We start from the raw sequence: 15,367 nt of genomic DNA on the forward strand, positions 1-15,367 counted from the left end.
CCCGTGCCCGTGCACCCTTCTCCCCACACCGCGCCGGATTCTCTTCCCGCTCCGCGCCACTATCTGGGAGGCACGCATCATGGGCGACAAGGCACACGCACACACCGGGGCCGCCGGCAGGGCGGCGACGGCCGACCAGCCCGCGTCGATACGCAATGTGGTGCTGGTCGGCCACAGCGGCTCCGGCAAGACCACCCTCGTCGAGGCTCTCGCGCTCACCGCGGGCGCGGTCAACCGGGCGGGCCGGGTCGAGGACGGCGCGACGGTCTCCGACTACGACGAGATCGAACACCGCCGGCAACGCTCCGTACAGCTCTCCCTCGTCCCCGTCGAATGGGGCGGGTACCGGATCAATCTTCTGGACACCCCCGGATACGCGGATTTCGTCGGGGAACTCAGGGCCGGTCTGCGGGCGGCGGACGCGGCCCTTTTCGTCGTGTCCGCCGCTCAGGAGGCCGACGCCGTGGCGGGCACGACCCGCGCCGTGTGGGACGAGTGCGCCGCCGTCGGCATGCCGCGCGCCATCGTCGTCACCCACCTCGACACCGCGCGCACCTCGTTCGACCGGATGACCCGGATCTGCGGCGAGATCTTCGGCGGCGACGACCCCGACGCGGTGCTCCCGCTCTACCTGCCCGTCCACGGCCCCGAGGGCCCCGACGGGCACGCCCCGCTCACCGGACTCACCGGGCTCCTCACCCAGCGGATCTTCGACTACACGTCGGGAGAGCGGCGGGAGAACCCGCCCGCCGGTGCCCAGCAGGCCCCGCTCCAGGAGGCCCGCAACCGGCTCATCGAGGGGATCATCGCCGAGAGCGAGGACGAGACCCTGATGGACCGCTACCTCGACGGGGCCGACATCGACATCAAGACACTCGTCGACGACCTGGAACGCGCGATCGCCCGGGACGCCTTCCACCCCGTCCTCACCGCGGCCCCCGCCGCCGAGGGCGCCCGCCAGGGCGTCGGCACCGTCGAGCTCCTCGACCTCATCACCGGCGGCTTCCCCACTCCGCTGGAGCGTCCGCTCCCCGAGGTCACCCCCCTGCACGGAGCGCCTCGCCCGGTCCTCACCTGCGACCCGCGGGGCCCGCTCCTCGCCGAGGTCGTCAAGACGGCCTCCGACCCGTACGTCGGCCGGCTCTCGCTCGTACGCGTCTTCTCCGGCACCCTGCGCCCCGACGACACCGTCCACGTCTTCGGCCACGGCCTCACCGACCCCGGCCGCGAGACCCGCCCCTTCCACGAGGCGGAGGTACGCGTCGGCGCGCTCTCCTCCCCGTTCGGCAAACAGCAGCGCCCCCTCACGGCGTGCATCGCCGGAGATCTGGCCTGCGTCGCCAAGCTGGCCGGCGCCGAGACCGGGGACACCCTCTCCCCCACGGACCAGCCGCTGCTGCTGGACCCCTGGACCACGCCCGACCCCCTGCTGCCGCTCGCCATCGAGGCGCACAGCAAGGCCGACGAGGACAAGCTCTCCCAGGGCCTCTCCCGGCTCGTCGCGGAGGACCCGACCATGCGCCTCGAACAGAACCAGGACACCCACCAGGTGGTCCTGTGGTGCCTCGGCGAGGCCCATCAGGACGTGGCGCTGGACCGGCTGCGCAGCCACTACGGAGTCCAGGTCGACGCCGTGCCCCACAAGGTGTCGCTGCGCGAGACCTTCGCCGCCCCCGCGACCGGGCGCGGCCGGCATGTGAAGCAGTCCGGCGGCCACGGCCAGTACGCCATCTGCGAGATCGACGTGGAGCCGCTGCCACCGGGATCGGGCATCGAATTCGTCGACAAGGTGGTCGGCGGAGCAGTACCGCGCCAGTTCATCCCGTCCGTCGAGAAGGGCGTGCGCGCCCAGGCCGCCCGCGGAGTGGCGGCCGGGCATCCGCTCGTCGACGTACGCGTCACCCTGCGGGACGGGAAGTCCCACTCGGTGGACTCCTCCGACGCCGCGTTCCAGACGGCGGGCGCGCTGGCCCTGCGCGAAGCGGCCTCGGACACCCGCATCCAGCTCCTCGAACCCGTCGCGGAGATCCGGGTCCTGGTCCCCGACGACTACGTCGGGCCGGTGATGAGCGACCTGTCCGGACGGCGGGGCAGAGTGATCGGGACCGAGCAGTCCGGCCCCGGACGCACCCTCGTACGGGCCGAGGTGCCCGAGCTGGAGATCGGCCGGTACGCGATCGAGCTCCGCTCCCTCTCCCATGGCGCCGGGCGCTTCGACCGGGCGTACGCCCGGCACGAAGCCATGCCCCCGCAGCTGGCGGAACGCGTCCACGAACAGCAGCAGAACAACCCGAATGATGCGTAATCGTCTGCGCCGCCCGCCCTTGTCCACAAGAGCGGGCGGCGCAGTGATCCGGACGATACGCTGTGGTCCCAGCTCAGAAGGTGTGCCGGGCACGGCAGTTGGGAAACAGCCGCAGGAGCAGTTCCTTGGCGGCGAGTGGGGGCGACAGTGGCCAACGACGGATTCGATTTCTCTCCGGGAGCGCAGATCCCGCTCCAGGGCTCGGGCGGACAGGCGGTGGCGACGAACGCCCTCGCCTCCGCCGCGTACCGCGACAGCCCGGTGGAGAAGATCCTTGACGCCAACAGCGAGTGGCACAAGTCCGAAGTCAAGGCGGGCCGCTCCAAATTCCTCAAGTCCGACTACTTCAAGCCCAACCTCGGCGAGGCGTTCTCCCGCGCCGTCCAGGAACGCACGCTGGGCGGCGCCCGGAAAGCCCTCATCCAGTCCTTCGGCACCGACCCTCAGGCCGTCGTCGAGCACTGCCTGTCCGCGACCCGTCTCCGCAAGGCGCGCGACACCAAACTGACCGCCGTCACGGCCTTGTTCGGCTTTCTCTTCCTGCCCGGCATGATCCTCTGGGTCGTCGCCTTCCGGCTGCGCGACTGGCTCGGCGGCACCAAGGACAAGGCCCTCGCCACCCTGGGCAACGTCCTGCTCCCGATCATCGGCATCGTGGCCCTGTTCTTCCTGGTCAAACTGCCGGTCACCGGATTCCTGGCGCTCTACGTGCGGGCGATGATCGTCGCCCCCGTCGTCGGCTGGCTCATCGCCAGACGGATCGCGGAATCCTCCGCCAAGGACATGCGTGCCCGCTGGGAAGGACTGCTCTCCGGCGGCGGCGTCATCGCCAAGATCCCCGAGGCGGTGCCCAAGAACCCCAACGAGACCTCCCGCGAGGCACTCCGCCAGGGCCTGCAGAAGCTCTCCGCCGAGCAGCAGTCCAACTCGGTCTTCTACGCCGGCCCCAAGGGAATCCTCGGCATGGGAACCCGCTGGGGCAGCTGGCAGCTGGCCGAAGAGCTCGTCTCCAAGGAACCCGGCAAGGAATTCCACCAGTTCCGCAGCTGGGACCTGATACGGGCCATCCACGACCAGCTCAAGGTGCTGGAGCGCGGCCCGCTGAACACCGGCGGATTCCCCACCCCGTCGGTCACCCACTGGATCGTCTCGCCCGTCGGTGAGAACGCGGACTCGGTCTCCCGCCCCGACGGCGACGACGTCGCCACCTTCCAGGTCAAGCCGCACGAGATACAGCGAATCTGCAACCACCAGCAGTTCGGCGGCGGCGACCGGCACTACCTGGGCGTCCAGTTCACCCTCTGGGACGGCCAGTTGGTCATCACCATGATGATCACGGTCACGGTGCTCTACGAAACCCTGCGCATCGAAGTCACCGGACACGCGCTCGGCCCGGTCCATTCGCTCTTCACCAGCAAGCCCGCGGCCAAGACCAGGACGGTCAACAAGACCGTCCGGTTCTGGGAGACCCGCGACATCACCCTCGCGCTGGTCGAGCCCCAGGAGGTCGTCCGCCTCGCCCTGCGTGCGCCGTTCACCTGGTACCCGCCGCTCCTCGACTACCTGGGCGGCAAGATCGCCCTGCCCGAGCCGTTCGGCCTGCGTCACGCCTGGGCCGAGAAGCCGTGGCGCCACCGCTTCATGGCCGACGACGCGATGCGCGCCGCCACCCCCGTCCTGCGCGCCGTGCACAACGCAGCCCTGCGCGTCCTGGAGGAGAACGGCGTCGACACCGAACGCTTCGACAACCGCTCGATGATCCTGAGCGGAGCGGTCCAGGACCCGACCCCGCGCAAGGCCGACCTGTACGACGCATAGTCGGCGGGAGGCCGCCCCGGCGCGTCGCGACGTGCCGGGGCGGCCTCCCGGAATCAGGCGGAGACGACAGCCCGGATCAGTCCACCGGCCAGGCGTCGGCCAGCATCTTGCGCGTATCGGCGAGCAGTTGCGGCAGTACCTTCGTGTGCCCGACCACCGGCATGAAGTTGGTGTCACCACCCCAGCGCGGCACCAGATGCTGATGCAGATGGGCCGCGATACCGGCGCCCGCCACGGAACCCTGGTTCATACCGATGTTGAACCCGTGTGCTCCCGACGCCGTTCGCAGAGCCACCATCGCCCGCTTGGTGAAGTCGGCCAGCTCCAGGGTCTCCGGACCGTCCAGCTCCGTGTAGTCCGCGACATGCCGGTAGGGCACCACCATCAGGTGCCCACCGTTGTACGGATACAGATTCAGCACGGCATAGACACTCCTGCCGCGCGCGACGACAAGGCCGTCCTCGTCCGACTGCGACGGAATCGCGCAGAACGGACAGCCGTCGCCGGCCTCCGGACCGGACGGCTTGTTCTCGCCCTGGATGTACGCCATCCGGTGGGGCGTCCACAGGCGCTGGAACGCGTCGGGCGTCCCCACTCCGATCTGCTGCTCCGGCTCACTCGTCATGCCGATCAGCATATTGCTTCGCTCCCGGCAAGCGTGTCGCCGGGGCCGCACCCGTCGGTGCCCGGCAATGCTGGGGCGATGAGCGACCAGCCCGCGGTCTCCGCCCCGCCTCGTCTCAGGCGCTGGGAACAGCGCACGGAAGTGCCGCTCTTCGGCGTGTCCCTGCTCTTCCTGCTCGGTTACGCGGTCCGCGTGCTCGCCCCGCACCACGCCGGGCCATGGCGCGCCCTCGCCCTCGCCCTGGTCGGCACCACCTGGCTGGCCTTCGCCGCGGACTACGCCGTACGGCTCCGCCTCAGCGGCCTCGGCCACCGCTTCGTCCGTGTGCACTGGCTCGACACGGTGGTGCTGCTGCTCCCCCTGCTGCGGCCACTGCGCCTGATCCGGGTCTACACGGCTGTCCAGCAGCGCAGGGAGCAACCACGGCTGAGCCTGTACGCCCGCGTGATCGCGTATGCCGGTGCCAGCGCCCTGCTGCTCGGCTTCTCCGCCGCGCTCGCCGTGTACCACCAGGAGCACGCCGCGAAGAATGCGTCGATCCGCACGTTGGGCGACGCGGCGTGGTGGGCCTGCGAGACGCTCACGACCGTGGGGTACGGGGACGCGGTGCCGGTCACACCGGGCGGCCGGGTCGTGGCGTCGGGCCTGATGGCCTGCGGTCTGGCACTGCTGGGAGCGGTGACGGGGTCGTTCTCGTCGTGGCTGCTGCAAGTGTTCCGGCGAGAGGACGGGAAGAGGCCCCCGGAGAGCCGCTAGCTCTTCGGGGGCCCCACTCCGTGCGCGTCAGACCTGGACGCGTTCCTCGACGGCCTTCTGGATCTTGGCGAGGGCGTCCTCGACGGGGATGCCGTTCTCCTGCGAGCCGTCGCGGTAGCGGAAGGAGACGGCGCCGTTGGCCATGTCCTCGTCGCCCGCGATGATCATGAAGGGCACCTTGGCCTTCTGCTGGTTCCGGATCTTCTTCTGCATCCGGTCGGACGAGGCGTCGACCTCGACCCGCAGCCCCTTCTTCCGGGCCTTGGCCGCGAACTCCTGGAGGTACGGGATGTGCGCGTCGCCGATCGGGATGCCGACCGCCTGGACCGGGGCCAGCCACACCGGGAACGCACCCGCGTAGTGCTCCAGGAGCACCGCGAAGAAGCGCTCGATGGAGCCGAACAGGGCACGGTGGATCATGACCGGGCGCTGCTTGGTGCCGTCCGGGCCGGTGTACTCCAGGTCGAAGCGCTCCGGGAGGTTGAAGTCGAGCTGCACGGTCGACATCTGCCAGGTGCGGCCGATGGCGTCCTTGCACTGCACCGAGATCTTCGGGCCGTAGAACGCGGCGCCGCCCGGGTCCGGGACCAGCGGCAGCCCCTGCTTCTCGGCGACCTGGCGCAGCGTCTCGGTGGCCTCTTCCCAGATCTCGTCGGAGCCGACGAACTTCTCCGGGTCCTTGGTGGAGAGCTCCAGGTAGAAGTCGGTCAGACCGTAGTCGCGGAGCAGGTTCAGGACGAAGGTGAGCGTCCGGTCGAGCTCCTCCGCCATCTGCTCCTTGGTGCAGTAGATGTGCGCGTCGTCCTGCGTGAAGCCGCGCGAGCGGGTCAGACCGTGCACGACGCCGGACTTCTCGTACCGGTACACCGTGCCGAACTCGAAGAGCCGCAGCGGCAGTTCACGGTACGAACGCCCGCGCGCATCGAAGATCAGGTTGTGCATCGGGCAGTTCATCGGCTTGAGGTAGTAGTCCACCCCGTCGTCGAGCTGCATGGGCGGGTACATGCCGTCGGCGTACCAGTCCAGGTGGCCGGACTTCTCGAAGAGCTTGCCCTTGGTGGCGTGCGGAGAGTAGACGAACTCGTAGCCCTCCTCCTCGTGGCGCCGGCGCGAGTAGTCCTCCATGGCGCGGCGGATGATGCCGCCCTTGGGGTGGAAGACCGCGAGACCGGGGCCGATCTCGTCCGGGAAGGAGAAGAGGTCCAGCTCGTTGCCGAGCTTGCGGTGGTCGCGCTTGGCGGCCTCCTCCAGGAACTCCAGGTGTGCCTTCAGCTCGTCCTTGGTGGGCCAGGCGGTGCCGTAGATGCGCTGGAGCATCGGGTTCTTCTCGCTGCCCCGCCAGTACGCCGCGGCGTTGCGCATCAGCTTGAACGCCGGGATGAACCGGGTGGTCGGCAGGTGCGGGCCCCGGCAGAGGTCCTTCCAGCACAGGTCGCCGGTCTTCGGGTCGAGGTTGTCGTAGATGGTCAGCTCGCCGCCGCCCACCTCGACGTCCGCGCCGTCGTCCGTGGACGCGGAGCCCTTGATGCCGATGAGCTCCAGCTTGTACGGCTCGTCGGCCAGCTCCTCGCGGGCGGCCTCGTCCGTCACGACCCGGCGGGAGAACCTCTGCCCCCGCTTCTGGATCTCCTGCATCTTCTTCTCGATGGCCTTGAGGTCCTCGGGAGTGAACGGCTTCTCGACGTCGAAGTCGTAGTAGAAGCCGTCCTTGACCGGCGGACCGATGCCCAGCTTGGCCTCGGGGAAGAGCTGCTGCACGGCCTGCGCCATCACGTGCGCGGTGGAGTGCCGCAGGATGTTCAGGCCGTCCTCGGAGGAGATCTCGACGGGCTCGACGACCTCGCCGTCGGCGACGACGTACGCGAGGTCCTTCAGCTCACCGGCGACCCGGGCGGCGACGACGGTGCGCTCGCCGGGGAAGAGCTCGGCTGCCGTAGTGCCCGTCGTCACCACGCGCTCTTCCCGCTCGGAATCGCGTTGGATGATCACACGGACGTCTGACACCGGTCTCTCCTGACTCAGGGGGCGCACCCACATTCCTGTGGTGGGCACAATGGGAATCGTACCGAGCCGACGCCCCCCTTAGCGAAAAGGCCGGGTCCCGGCGGCCTCCGCCCCGCTACTCGCCCGTGCACGCCTCCTCGAACTGGTCGACGTTCTCCTGGAGCGACTTCATCAGCCGGTCCCGCTCCGCCTCGTCCACCTGCACGGGCACCACCTGCGCGGTCCGGGTCAGCCGCCGGAAGCCGCCGCGGCTCTCCAGCCTGCCCTCCACCCTGATCGGCAGCCCCACCAGGTGGGCGTGGCCGGCGATCCGGTACGCCTCCTCGTCCAGCTCCAGCCGTACGTGCGGCACCTCGGCGCCGGCCAGCACCCGCAGCCGTACGATCCCGGCGCCGCGCGGACCCGAGCGCCGCAGCCGTTCGACGGCGCCGGTGATCCGTACCGTCACGGCGGGCTCGTCCCGGAGGTACCGGGCTCCTGCCCGGCGCAGGGCGGGCAGGTCGCCCGGGGAGAATTCCACCGGCTCGGGGCGGGCCGGGCAGCCCTCGGGGGCCCCGGCGGCAGGCGCCCATTCCAGGGCGATCCCGGCCCCTTCCGAACCCCGGACCAGGGCGATGAGTGCCTCGGTGAGCTCCCGGCTGACGCCTGCCTCGACAGCGCTGTCGAAGGCTTCGAGGCCGCCGGTGGCCCGCTGGTAGTCCACGGCGTCGCGAGTGGCGTGCAGGGCGTGGTGGAGCCGTACGGTGAGGGCTCGGCCCGGTTCGACGGGGACGAACGCGGTGAGATCGCGGCCGCCGGGTGCGGGCCCGACGAGGATGCCGTCGAGGGCCGCTCGGGCCCTGCGACGGTGGCGTGCGCCGTGGTAGCCGGTGCGTTCCCGTACGGCGAGGGCGCCGGCGAGCAGGATCTGCCGGGCGGCGCCGTGCAGGCGCTCCGCGCCCGTCCAGCCGGCCGCCCCGGCCGCTCCCGCGACCGGTTCGGGGACCTCGCGCCACCAGCGGATCTCGTCGCTGGGGACGGCGAGGGAGACGAGGACTTCGCGGGCGGAGGGTGCGGCGCTGCGGGCGAGGGCGGTCAGCGCCTCGCCGAGGAGGTCCTCGCTGTCGGGGAAGCCGGTGGTGTCCGGGACGAGGAGGCTCGTACCGCCGCCGGGCGGGGCCGGTGGTCCCGGCGGGGTCCAGCGGCTGTACCGTCCGGCCACGCCGCCGCGGCGGCGCCAGCCGTGCCGGTCGAGCAGGACGCCGAGGACCGCGGGGTCGACCCGAGCGGGGTCGGGGATGTCTCCGGGCGGCCGGGGGGCCGTCGTCCACGGTTCCGCGGATTCGCTGGGGCGCGGGCGGGTGGCTGAGGGGATCGCTTCGTCGGCGGACTCGTCCATCGGCCGGTGCATCAGGGCCTCCCTCCCGCCCCTACGCGGGTCATGATCTCGCAGAGCGCCCGGTCGTCGAAGATGCGCGACGTCGGGATCCGCACGGTGGTCCTGTGCCGTCCGGTGACCGCGTGGCCGGCCAGGTTGGTCCAGTAGCAGCAGTGCCGCAGATCGAGACGGTCGTGTCCGGCGCGCAGCCAGTCGTCCTGGCTGCGCGGCACGATCATCACCACCAGGATCTTGTGCACCGACACGGGGGTCCGGGCGAGCTTCACGAGGTGGGCGTTGTCGAGTGTGAAGGAGAACGTCGGCCCCGGCGGGCGGGGCGGAAGCTGGTAGGTGCATTTGAGCTGCACCTTTATGGTCACTTCGTCGTCCACGGTGTGGCCGGGGGCGCCGTGGCTGACGTGCCAGTCGATGCCGTTGTCGGGGAAGGGCTGCGACAGGGAGCACCCCGCCGCGGCCGCGACGGCGTGCAGGTAACCCACCTGGAGCGTCTCCATGCAGGCGGTGGTGGCGAGTGTGCCGCGCAGCGGTGCGATCCGCTGGGACAGCAGCCCGCTCGGGTCTGGCTGCGCGAGCGCCATGGCTGCGTGTGCCTTCCGGGCTGTGCCGATCGGTTCTTCGACGGAGGGATGCCGGGAGAGGAACGACGGACAACTTCCTTTCCCGTCATCTGTGTTGTCACCGCACGGAACAGCGCGCAAACGGCGTATCAGGCAAAGGGTGCGGGTATCACCGGACCGGGCAGGGGAATCACACCATCTGCCGTTCGGGCGCAAGGAGTTCGGGGATGACTCACTGGTACGAAGGGCCACTGGCCGCTTTTGACACGGAGACAACGGGAGTGGACGTCGAGGAGGACCGGATCGTTTCGGCCGCCCTGGTCGTCCAGGACACGGCGGGCGGGCGGTTGCGGGTCACCCGCTGGCTGGTGAATCCGGGGGTTCCGGTACCCGCGGGGGCGACCGAGATCCACGGTCTGACCGACGATCACCTTCAGCGCAACGGCCGCTGGCCGGCGCCGGTGGTGGAGGAGATAGCCCGCGCGCTCACCGAGCAGTGCGCAGCCGGCCGGCCGCTCGTCGTGATGAACGCGCCGTTCGATCTGACGTTGCTGGACCGGGAGTTGAGGCGCCACCGCGCGTCGTCGCTCGCCGGGTACCTGCAGAACGCACCGCTGTGCGTGCTGGATCCGCGCGTGCTCGACAAGCATCTCGACCGCTACCGCAAAGGGCGGCGGACCCTCACCGATCTCTGCGAGCTGTACGGGGTGGCGCTGGACGGCGCGCATGACGCGGCGGCCGACGCGGCGGCCTCGCTGGAGCTGGTACGGGCGGTGGGGCGGCGGTTCTCCTCCCGTCTGGAGCGGCTGACCCCGCCGGAACTGCACACCTTGCAGGCCGTGTGGCATGCGGCACAGGCACGCGGTCTCCAGGCGTGGTTCGCGAAGAACGGCACCGTGGAAGCGGTGGATCCCGCGTGGCCGCTGCGCCCGGAAGTTCCCGCCGCGGCATGACCGGACGGGCGGGGCCGATGGACACCGGCACGGCCCCCGTGCCCGGACACGCAGAAGCCGGTCCGTCGATTCTGCTGACGGACCGGCCTCTCCCGGGTGGGCGATACTGGGTTCGAACCAGTGACCTCTTCGGTGTGAACGAAGCGCTCTCCCACTGAGCTAATCGCCCGGGAACGGGTTGAACCATACAGGGCTCGGCGGGTCCGGTTCAAACTCCTTCCAGCCAGGCCGCGAGGCCCCGGCGTCCGGCGCGCATCATCAGGGCGTGGTTGGCCCGGAACACGGCCCGTCCGGGCACCGCGAGGAGTCGCATCAACCGCCTGTTCACCTCGACCTCCTGCTCGTACGTGGCACGGCTGCCGGTGCCGTGTGCGATGACCGTCCACCGGGCCCAGCCGACGAGATCACCCCCGAGGGCCGCTTCGAGGATCCGGGCCCCGGGGTCGCGGCGGCGTTCGCGGACGGTCATGACGAGGTCGTACGGGAGGAGGGAGCGGATGCGCGTGGTGCCGGTGGTGCCGTCGACCGTGGTGACCTCGCGGACCTGCGGCCACCATCGGGGGTAGTCGTCGGCGCGTTCGAGGATCCCGTAGACGGTGTCGGGCGGCCCCGGCAGGTCCCAGATACTCACAAAGCGGTAGTGACTCCAGTCCATGGCCCCAGTCTGCGCGTACTCAGCCGGGGAACTGAGTATCCGAGCGCATGTCCGATCCGGTGGCTCGCGCCACACTCCCGGTCATGGAACATGTGCCGCCGCCCGCCGAGGAATTGGCGCTCCTCGATCGCGAGCTGGCCCGGTTGGACGCCCACCGGTCCCAGCTGCTGGTTCGCCGTGCCTGGCTGGTGAGCGTGCTGGCGCAGCCCGTCGCGCGCCCCGCCGTGCCGCCCGCACCCCCGTTCGCCCCGCCGGCGCCGGTCCGGCCGCAGTCCCCGTTCACGGCGCCGTTCGGGCCTCCCGCGCCGCCTGCCGGGCCGCGCAGCGCGCAGAACGTGCTGCTCACCCTGGGCGGTCTGCTGCTGACGATCGCCGCGATCGCGTTCACCCTGGTCAGCTGGGGTCACATGGGCATCGGTGGCCGCTCGGCGGTGCTCGGGGTGGTGACGGTCGCCGCGCTCTCCGCTCCCGCCGTGCTGGTGCGGCGCGGGCTGCCCTCGACGGCCGAGGCGCTCGCCGCCCTGGCGTCGGTGCTGATGGTGCTGGACGCGTACGCGCTGCACCGGGTGGCGGTGCCGGAGGCCGGCGGTCCCGGTTTCGCCGCGGTCGCCTCGGCGGTGCTGGCCGTGCTCTGGGGTGCGTACGGGCTGCTGCTCGACCGGCTTCGGCTGCCGTTGCCGCTGGCGGTGGTGACCGCGCAGCTGCCGCTGGTGCTGTGGGCGTGGTCGGCGGGTGCGGGGGCCATGGCGTTCGGCTGGGCCCTGCTGGTGACGGCTGCGCTGGACTGTGCGATCGCGGTGCGGGGCAAGGGCGTCGCGGTACGGGTGACGGCCTGCGTCTGCTGCTGGGCGACGGGTCTGCTGGGACTGCTGGTGGCTCTGGGGCAGTCGGTGTCCGCCGACGCGGCGGCGGCCGCGGCGGCGCCGGGTGCGCTGCTGCTCGTGGGTGCGGCGGTCGCCGTGTCCGGGGCGTGGCGTGCGCCCGAGGGGCTCGCGGTGGCCGGCGGTGTGGTGGCCGGGCTCGGCGGAGTGGCCGCCGTGGGCGGAGTGCTGGCTGCCGGGGTGACCGGGAGCTGGTCGGTGCCGCTGTATCTGCTGTGCGGTGTGGTGCTGTTGGCGGCGGTGCGGGCTCCGCTGCCGCGCCGGGTCGGACAGGGGCTGGTGTGGGCTTCGTCGGCGGTGGTGGCGGGGGCGGTGCTGGCCGCGGTGCCGCCCGTCGGTCTGTCGCTGACGGGGGCGGTGTCGCAGCTGGTCCGGGTGTGGTCGGGTGAGCCGGACGGTGGCGTCCGGGGCGCGCTGGGCGTGGAGGGTCCGACTTGGTCCGCCATGGCTTCGGCCCCGGTGGTGCTGTTGGCGGTGGCCGCCCTGTCGGGGGCGGCGTACCGGTCGTGGGAACGGTTGGTACGGGTGGCCGGGCCGGTGCTGGTGCCGGGTGCGGCGTGGCGGGGTGCGGCGGGGGCCGTCGCGGTGGTGCTCGGCTGGGCGGGGTTCACCGCGTTGCCCGCGGTGCTGGGGCTGTCGTACGCGGCTGCTGTGTCGGCGCACGCGGCGCTGGTCGCCGGGGTGTTCGCGGTGGCAGTGCGGGGCTTGCGCCGGGGGACGGACGGGGTGGGGCCGACCGCGCTGGCGTGCGGTCTGGTCGGTGCGGTGAGCGTGGGGATGCTGTCGCTCGCCACTCAGGCCGCCACGTATGCGGTGTTCACGGTGTTGCTGGTGGTGTTCGGGGCGGCTGCGGTGGTGCTCGGAGGCGCCGCCGTGTCGGCGGCTCGGTCCTTGCCGCCGCTGCCAACCGTTCAGGCGGCGCGCGCGGCAGGGGTGCTGCGGACCGTGCAGGCGGTGCCCGCGTGCGGTGCGGTGGTGTGCGGGCTGGTGCTGGCCCGTGCGGCGGGGGCGTCGTGGGGACTGGCCGGGTATCGGGCGGCACCGGTCGTGCTGGTCGTCCCTGCGGTGACGGTGCTGCTCGGGGCGCGGCTGCGGGGCCGCCCGTCGGCTCTGCCGGTCGAGCTGACCGGGGCGGTGGCGGGTGTCGTGGCGGTGGGCATGGCGGTCCCGGACCGGCCGTTCCTGGCGTTGGTGCTGGCGCTGTGCGGGGTGCTGGCGGCCGGTACGGCCGTACGGCCCGAGCGCCGGCCGGTGGCCGGGTATCTGGCGACGGCGCTGTTCGTCCTGGCGGCCTGGCTGCGGCTGTCGGCTTCGGGGGCGTCCACCCCGGAGGCGTACACCCTGCCGGTGACGGTGCCCGCCCTGGCGGTCGGGATGCTGCGCCGGCGCCGTGATCGGGAGGCGTCGTCCTGGACGGCCTACGGGGCGGGTCTCGCGGCGACCCTGGTGCCGAGTCTCTTCGCGGCGTGGGCCGATCCGCACTGGGTACGGCCGCTGCTGCTCGGCGCCGCGGCGCTGGCGATCACCCTCGCGGGCGCGCGGCTGCGGCTGCAGGCTCTGCTGCTGCTCGGTGGTGCGGTGCTGGCGCTGGACGCCCTGCACGAACTCGCGCCGTACGTGGTGCAGGTCGTCGGCGCGCTGCCGCGCTGGCTGCCGCCCGCGCTGGCCGGGGTGCTGCTGCTGGTGGTCGGAGCGACGTACGAACAGCGGCTGCGCGACGCGCGGCGCCTGAAGGACGCCCTGGGCCGGATGCGCTGACGGGGTGCCGCATGCCGGCCCGGGACGTCCTCGGAGTCCCGGGCCGGCATGCGGTCTCCGGCGGGGGCGGGGTTCTCCTTGCCGGGATTTCCGTCCTTCACCCGGGAATTGAGATCGAACAGCACCCTTGCGTCCGTCGTCGTACTCGCGCGGGAATGCGACGGAGTTCCGGGAGACATCGGGTGCATTGCCCGCAGGGGCTTGGGTGTTGAACTCCTTCCAGGAATTCCCGTGGCCCTGGAAGTCCGTCGTGATCGCGGCGCTTCGGTCACCTCTTCCCGAAAAGCGCGAGCGTCCTGCCGATGAGCGTGGCCCGCTTCCAGCGGCCGTACGGGGAGCAGCACCCGTCCCGAGCGGGAAACGCAGAGGGCCCGTGAGACTCTGCGGTCTCACGGGCCCTCTGTCCCGGGGTGGGCGATACTGGGTTCGAACCAGTGACCTCTTCGGTGTGAACGAAGCGCTCTCCCACTGAGCTAATCGCCCGGGCGCAGGCCAAACATTACCGCATGTCAGCGGCGCCCCGTGACCATCCCCCGGTCACTCGTGGATCTTCCACGGCATGGTGATGCCGAACTTCCAGACGTAGATCCCCATGAGCACCGCGATGATCACCAGACCGATCACGGTGAGGATGATGTTGCGCCGCCGGACCTTGGGATCGAGCGCCCGCTGGGCGGCCTCGGTGACCTTCCGCCGCGTCCAGCGCAGCACCAGCTGCGCCCAGACGAACTCGGTCGCCCAGATCGCCATGCCGCCGAAGATCACCAGCCAGCCGGGGCCGGGCAGCGGCAGCATGATGATCCCCGCCACGACCACCGCGAGGCCGATCACGAAGACCCCGACCTGCCAGCTCAGGTGCAGCGTCCGCGACGCCCTGATGAACCCGGGCGCGCGGGAGCCGAGCTCCCGGTCCTCCTTCGTCACACCCTCCGTGACGTCTCCCGTCACGCCCTGGGTCACATCCCCCGTGGCGGATACCGGTTTCGCCGGTACGGCGCTCCCGGCCCGCTCGTCACTGTCCGCGCTCATGGGAGCCAACTTACCGGAACGCTCTTCGTCACCGGAATGGCCGTATAACCGAAAGTTACACACCGCCGTACGAGCTACCTGAAGGGACACAAAAAGGTCAGAGGGGTTTACAACGCCACCGTAGGTGGCATGTCGATTTCGCCGACGTGCGAATCCCCGAGCGCACACTGAGCGAAAGGCCCTGGCGCTTATGAACACCACGGTCAGCTGCGAGCTGCACCTGCGCCTCGTTGTGTCGAGCGAGTCCTCACTGCCTGTACCCGCGGGCCTGCGGTATGACACGGCCGATCCTTATGCCGTGCACGCCACCTTCCATACCGGAGCGGAGGAAACGGTCGAATGGGTTTTCGCCCGTGACCTCCTTGCCGAGGGGCTGCACCGGCCCACCGGCACCGGAGACGTCCGCGTCTGGCCATCCCGTAGTCACGGCCAGGGCGTCGTCTGCATCGCACTGAGCTCCCCAGAGGGCGAAGCCCTGCTCGAAGCCCCGGCGAGGGCCCTGGAGTCGTTCCTGAAGCGGACCGACGCCGCGGTTCCTCCGGGCACCGAGCATCGCCACTTCGACCTCGACACGGAGCTCTCACACATCCTGGCCGAGAGCTGAGCCAGGCCGAGAGCTGCACGGCGCCGTCCGACTCGGGGAGACGG

12 protein-coding genes and 2 tRNA genes are annotated in these 15,367 nt (G+C 71.1%); 6 read left to right on the forward strand and 8 right to left on the reverse strand.

Annotated elements, in window-relative coordinates; genetic code table 11:
* The first annotated feature begins 79 nt into the window (after positions 1–79).
* Together ACIOMQ_RS15190 and ACIOMQ_RS15195 are read left to right on the forward strand one after the other, a co-directional pair.
* Positions 80–2,305 carry an elongation factor G-like protein EF-G2 gene (locus tag ACIOMQ_RS15190; RefSeq protein WP_402189170.1) on the forward strand — a complete coding sequence of 742 codons (2,226 nt, stop codon included), beginning with the start codon at positions 80–82 and terminating at the stop codon, positions 2,303–2,305.
* A gap of 147 nt (positions 2,306–2,452) precedes the next feature.
* On the forward strand, positions 2,453–4,123 hold the full coding sequence (locus ACIOMQ_RS15195; protein WP_362205586.1) for a hypothetical protein: 1,671 nt from the start codon (positions 2,453–2,455) through the stop codon (positions 4,121–4,123).
* Between the two features lie 76 nt (positions 4,124–4,199).
* Here the strand turns inward: ACIOMQ_RS15195 and ACIOMQ_RS15200 are convergent, their stop codons facing one another.
* A complete protein-coding gene (locus ACIOMQ_RS15200; RefSeq protein WP_362205583.1) occupies positions 4,200–4,760 on the reverse strand; it encodes an HIT domain-containing protein in 561 nt (186 codons plus the stop codon).
* Between the two features lie 66 nt (positions 4,761–4,826).
* Here ACIOMQ_RS15200 and ACIOMQ_RS15205 point away from each other — a divergent pair, with 66 nt between their 5' ends.
* Positions 4,827–5,504, forward strand: coding sequence for a potassium channel family protein (locus ACIOMQ_RS15205; protein ID WP_401267262.1), 678 nt, complete (start codon positions 4,827–4,829; stop codon positions 5,502–5,504).
* A gap of 27 nt (positions 5,505–5,531) precedes the next feature.
* On the opposite strand, the gene thrS is transcribed toward ACIOMQ_RS15205, so the two are convergent.
* The 3 genes from thrS to ACIOMQ_RS15220 all read right to left on the reverse strand — a co-directional run bounded on the left by thrS (position 5,532) and on the right by ACIOMQ_RS15220 (position 9,464).
* Entirely contained in the window at positions 5,532–7,508 is a 1,977-nt protein-coding gene (gene thrS / locus ACIOMQ_RS15210) for a threonine--tRNA ligase (protein ID WP_401938667.1), read from the reverse strand.
* Between the two features lie 115 nt (positions 7,509–7,623).
* Complete coding sequence (locus ACIOMQ_RS15215) at positions 7,624–8,898, reverse strand: hypothetical protein (protein WP_401938669.1); 1,275 nt, start codon at positions 8,896–8,898, stop codon at positions 7,624–7,626.
* Complete coding sequence (locus ACIOMQ_RS15220) at positions 8,898–9,464, reverse strand: DUF4365 domain-containing protein (RefSeq protein ID WP_362205571.1); 567 nt, start codon at positions 9,462–9,464, stop codon at positions 8,898–8,900. Before ACIOMQ_RS15220 ends, ACIOMQ_RS15215 begins: the two co-directional genes overlap by 1 nt.
* A 206-nt stretch (positions 9,465–9,670) precedes the next feature.
* Here ACIOMQ_RS15220 and ACIOMQ_RS15225 point away from each other — a divergent pair, with 206 nt between their 5' ends.
* Positions 9,671–10,396 (forward strand): 3'-5' exonuclease, encoded by a 726-nt coding sequence (locus ACIOMQ_RS15225; protein WP_401267270.1) that lies wholly within the window; start codon positions 9,671–9,673, stop codon positions 10,394–10,396.
* Between the two features lie 97 nt (positions 10,397–10,493).
* Here ACIOMQ_RS15225 and ACIOMQ_RS15230 read toward each other — a convergent pair.
* Together ACIOMQ_RS15230 and ACIOMQ_RS15235 are read right to left on the reverse strand one after the other, a co-directional pair.
* Positions 10,494–10,565 (reverse strand) — tRNA-Val (locus ACIOMQ_RS15230).
* A gap of 39 nt (positions 10,566–10,604) precedes the next feature.
* Positions 10,605–11,051 carry an SRPBCC family protein gene (locus tag ACIOMQ_RS15235; protein WP_362205565.1) on the reverse strand — a complete coding sequence of 149 codons (447 nt, stop codon included), beginning with the start codon at positions 11,049–11,051 and terminating at the stop codon, positions 10,605–10,607.
* Between the two features lie 83 nt (positions 11,052–11,134).
* Between ACIOMQ_RS15235 and ACIOMQ_RS15240 the strand changes: the two genes are divergently transcribed.
* The gene (locus tag ACIOMQ_RS15240; RefSeq protein WP_402189172.1) at positions 11,135–13,690 is read left to right on the forward strand and encodes an SCO7613 C-terminal domain-containing membrane protein; all 2,556 of its coding nucleotides are present in this window, start codon (positions 11,135–11,137) and stop codon (positions 13,688–13,690) included.
* Between the two features lie 411 nt (positions 13,691–14,101).
* Here the strand turns inward: ACIOMQ_RS15240 and ACIOMQ_RS15245 are convergent.
* Both ACIOMQ_RS15245 and ACIOMQ_RS15250 read right to left on the reverse strand, forming a co-directional pair.
* Positions 14,102–14,173: transfer RNA gene (locus ACIOMQ_RS15245), tRNA-Val, on the reverse strand.
* Positions 14,174–14,227: 54 nt separating this feature from the next.
* Positions 14,228–14,719, reverse strand: a complete 492-nt coding sequence (locus ACIOMQ_RS15250; protein ID WP_362205559.1) for a TIGR02611 family protein — start codon at positions 14,717–14,719, stop codon at positions 14,228–14,230.
* A 190-nt stretch (positions 14,720–14,909) separates the two neighbouring features.
* On the opposite strand from ACIOMQ_RS15250, the gene ACIOMQ_RS15255 reads away from it, so the two are divergent.
* Positions 14,910–15,323, forward strand: a complete 414-nt coding sequence (locus tag ACIOMQ_RS15255; RefSeq protein ID WP_003959770.1) for an SsgA family sporulation/cell division regulator — start codon at positions 14,910–14,912, stop codon at positions 15,321–15,323.
* Positions 15,324–15,367: the final 44 nt, after the last annotated feature.

It is taken from the genome of Streptomyces sp. NPDC087845, assembly GCF_044742755.1.
Lineage (GTDB): Bacteria > Actinomycetota > Actinomycetes > Streptomycetales > Streptomycetaceae > Streptomyces.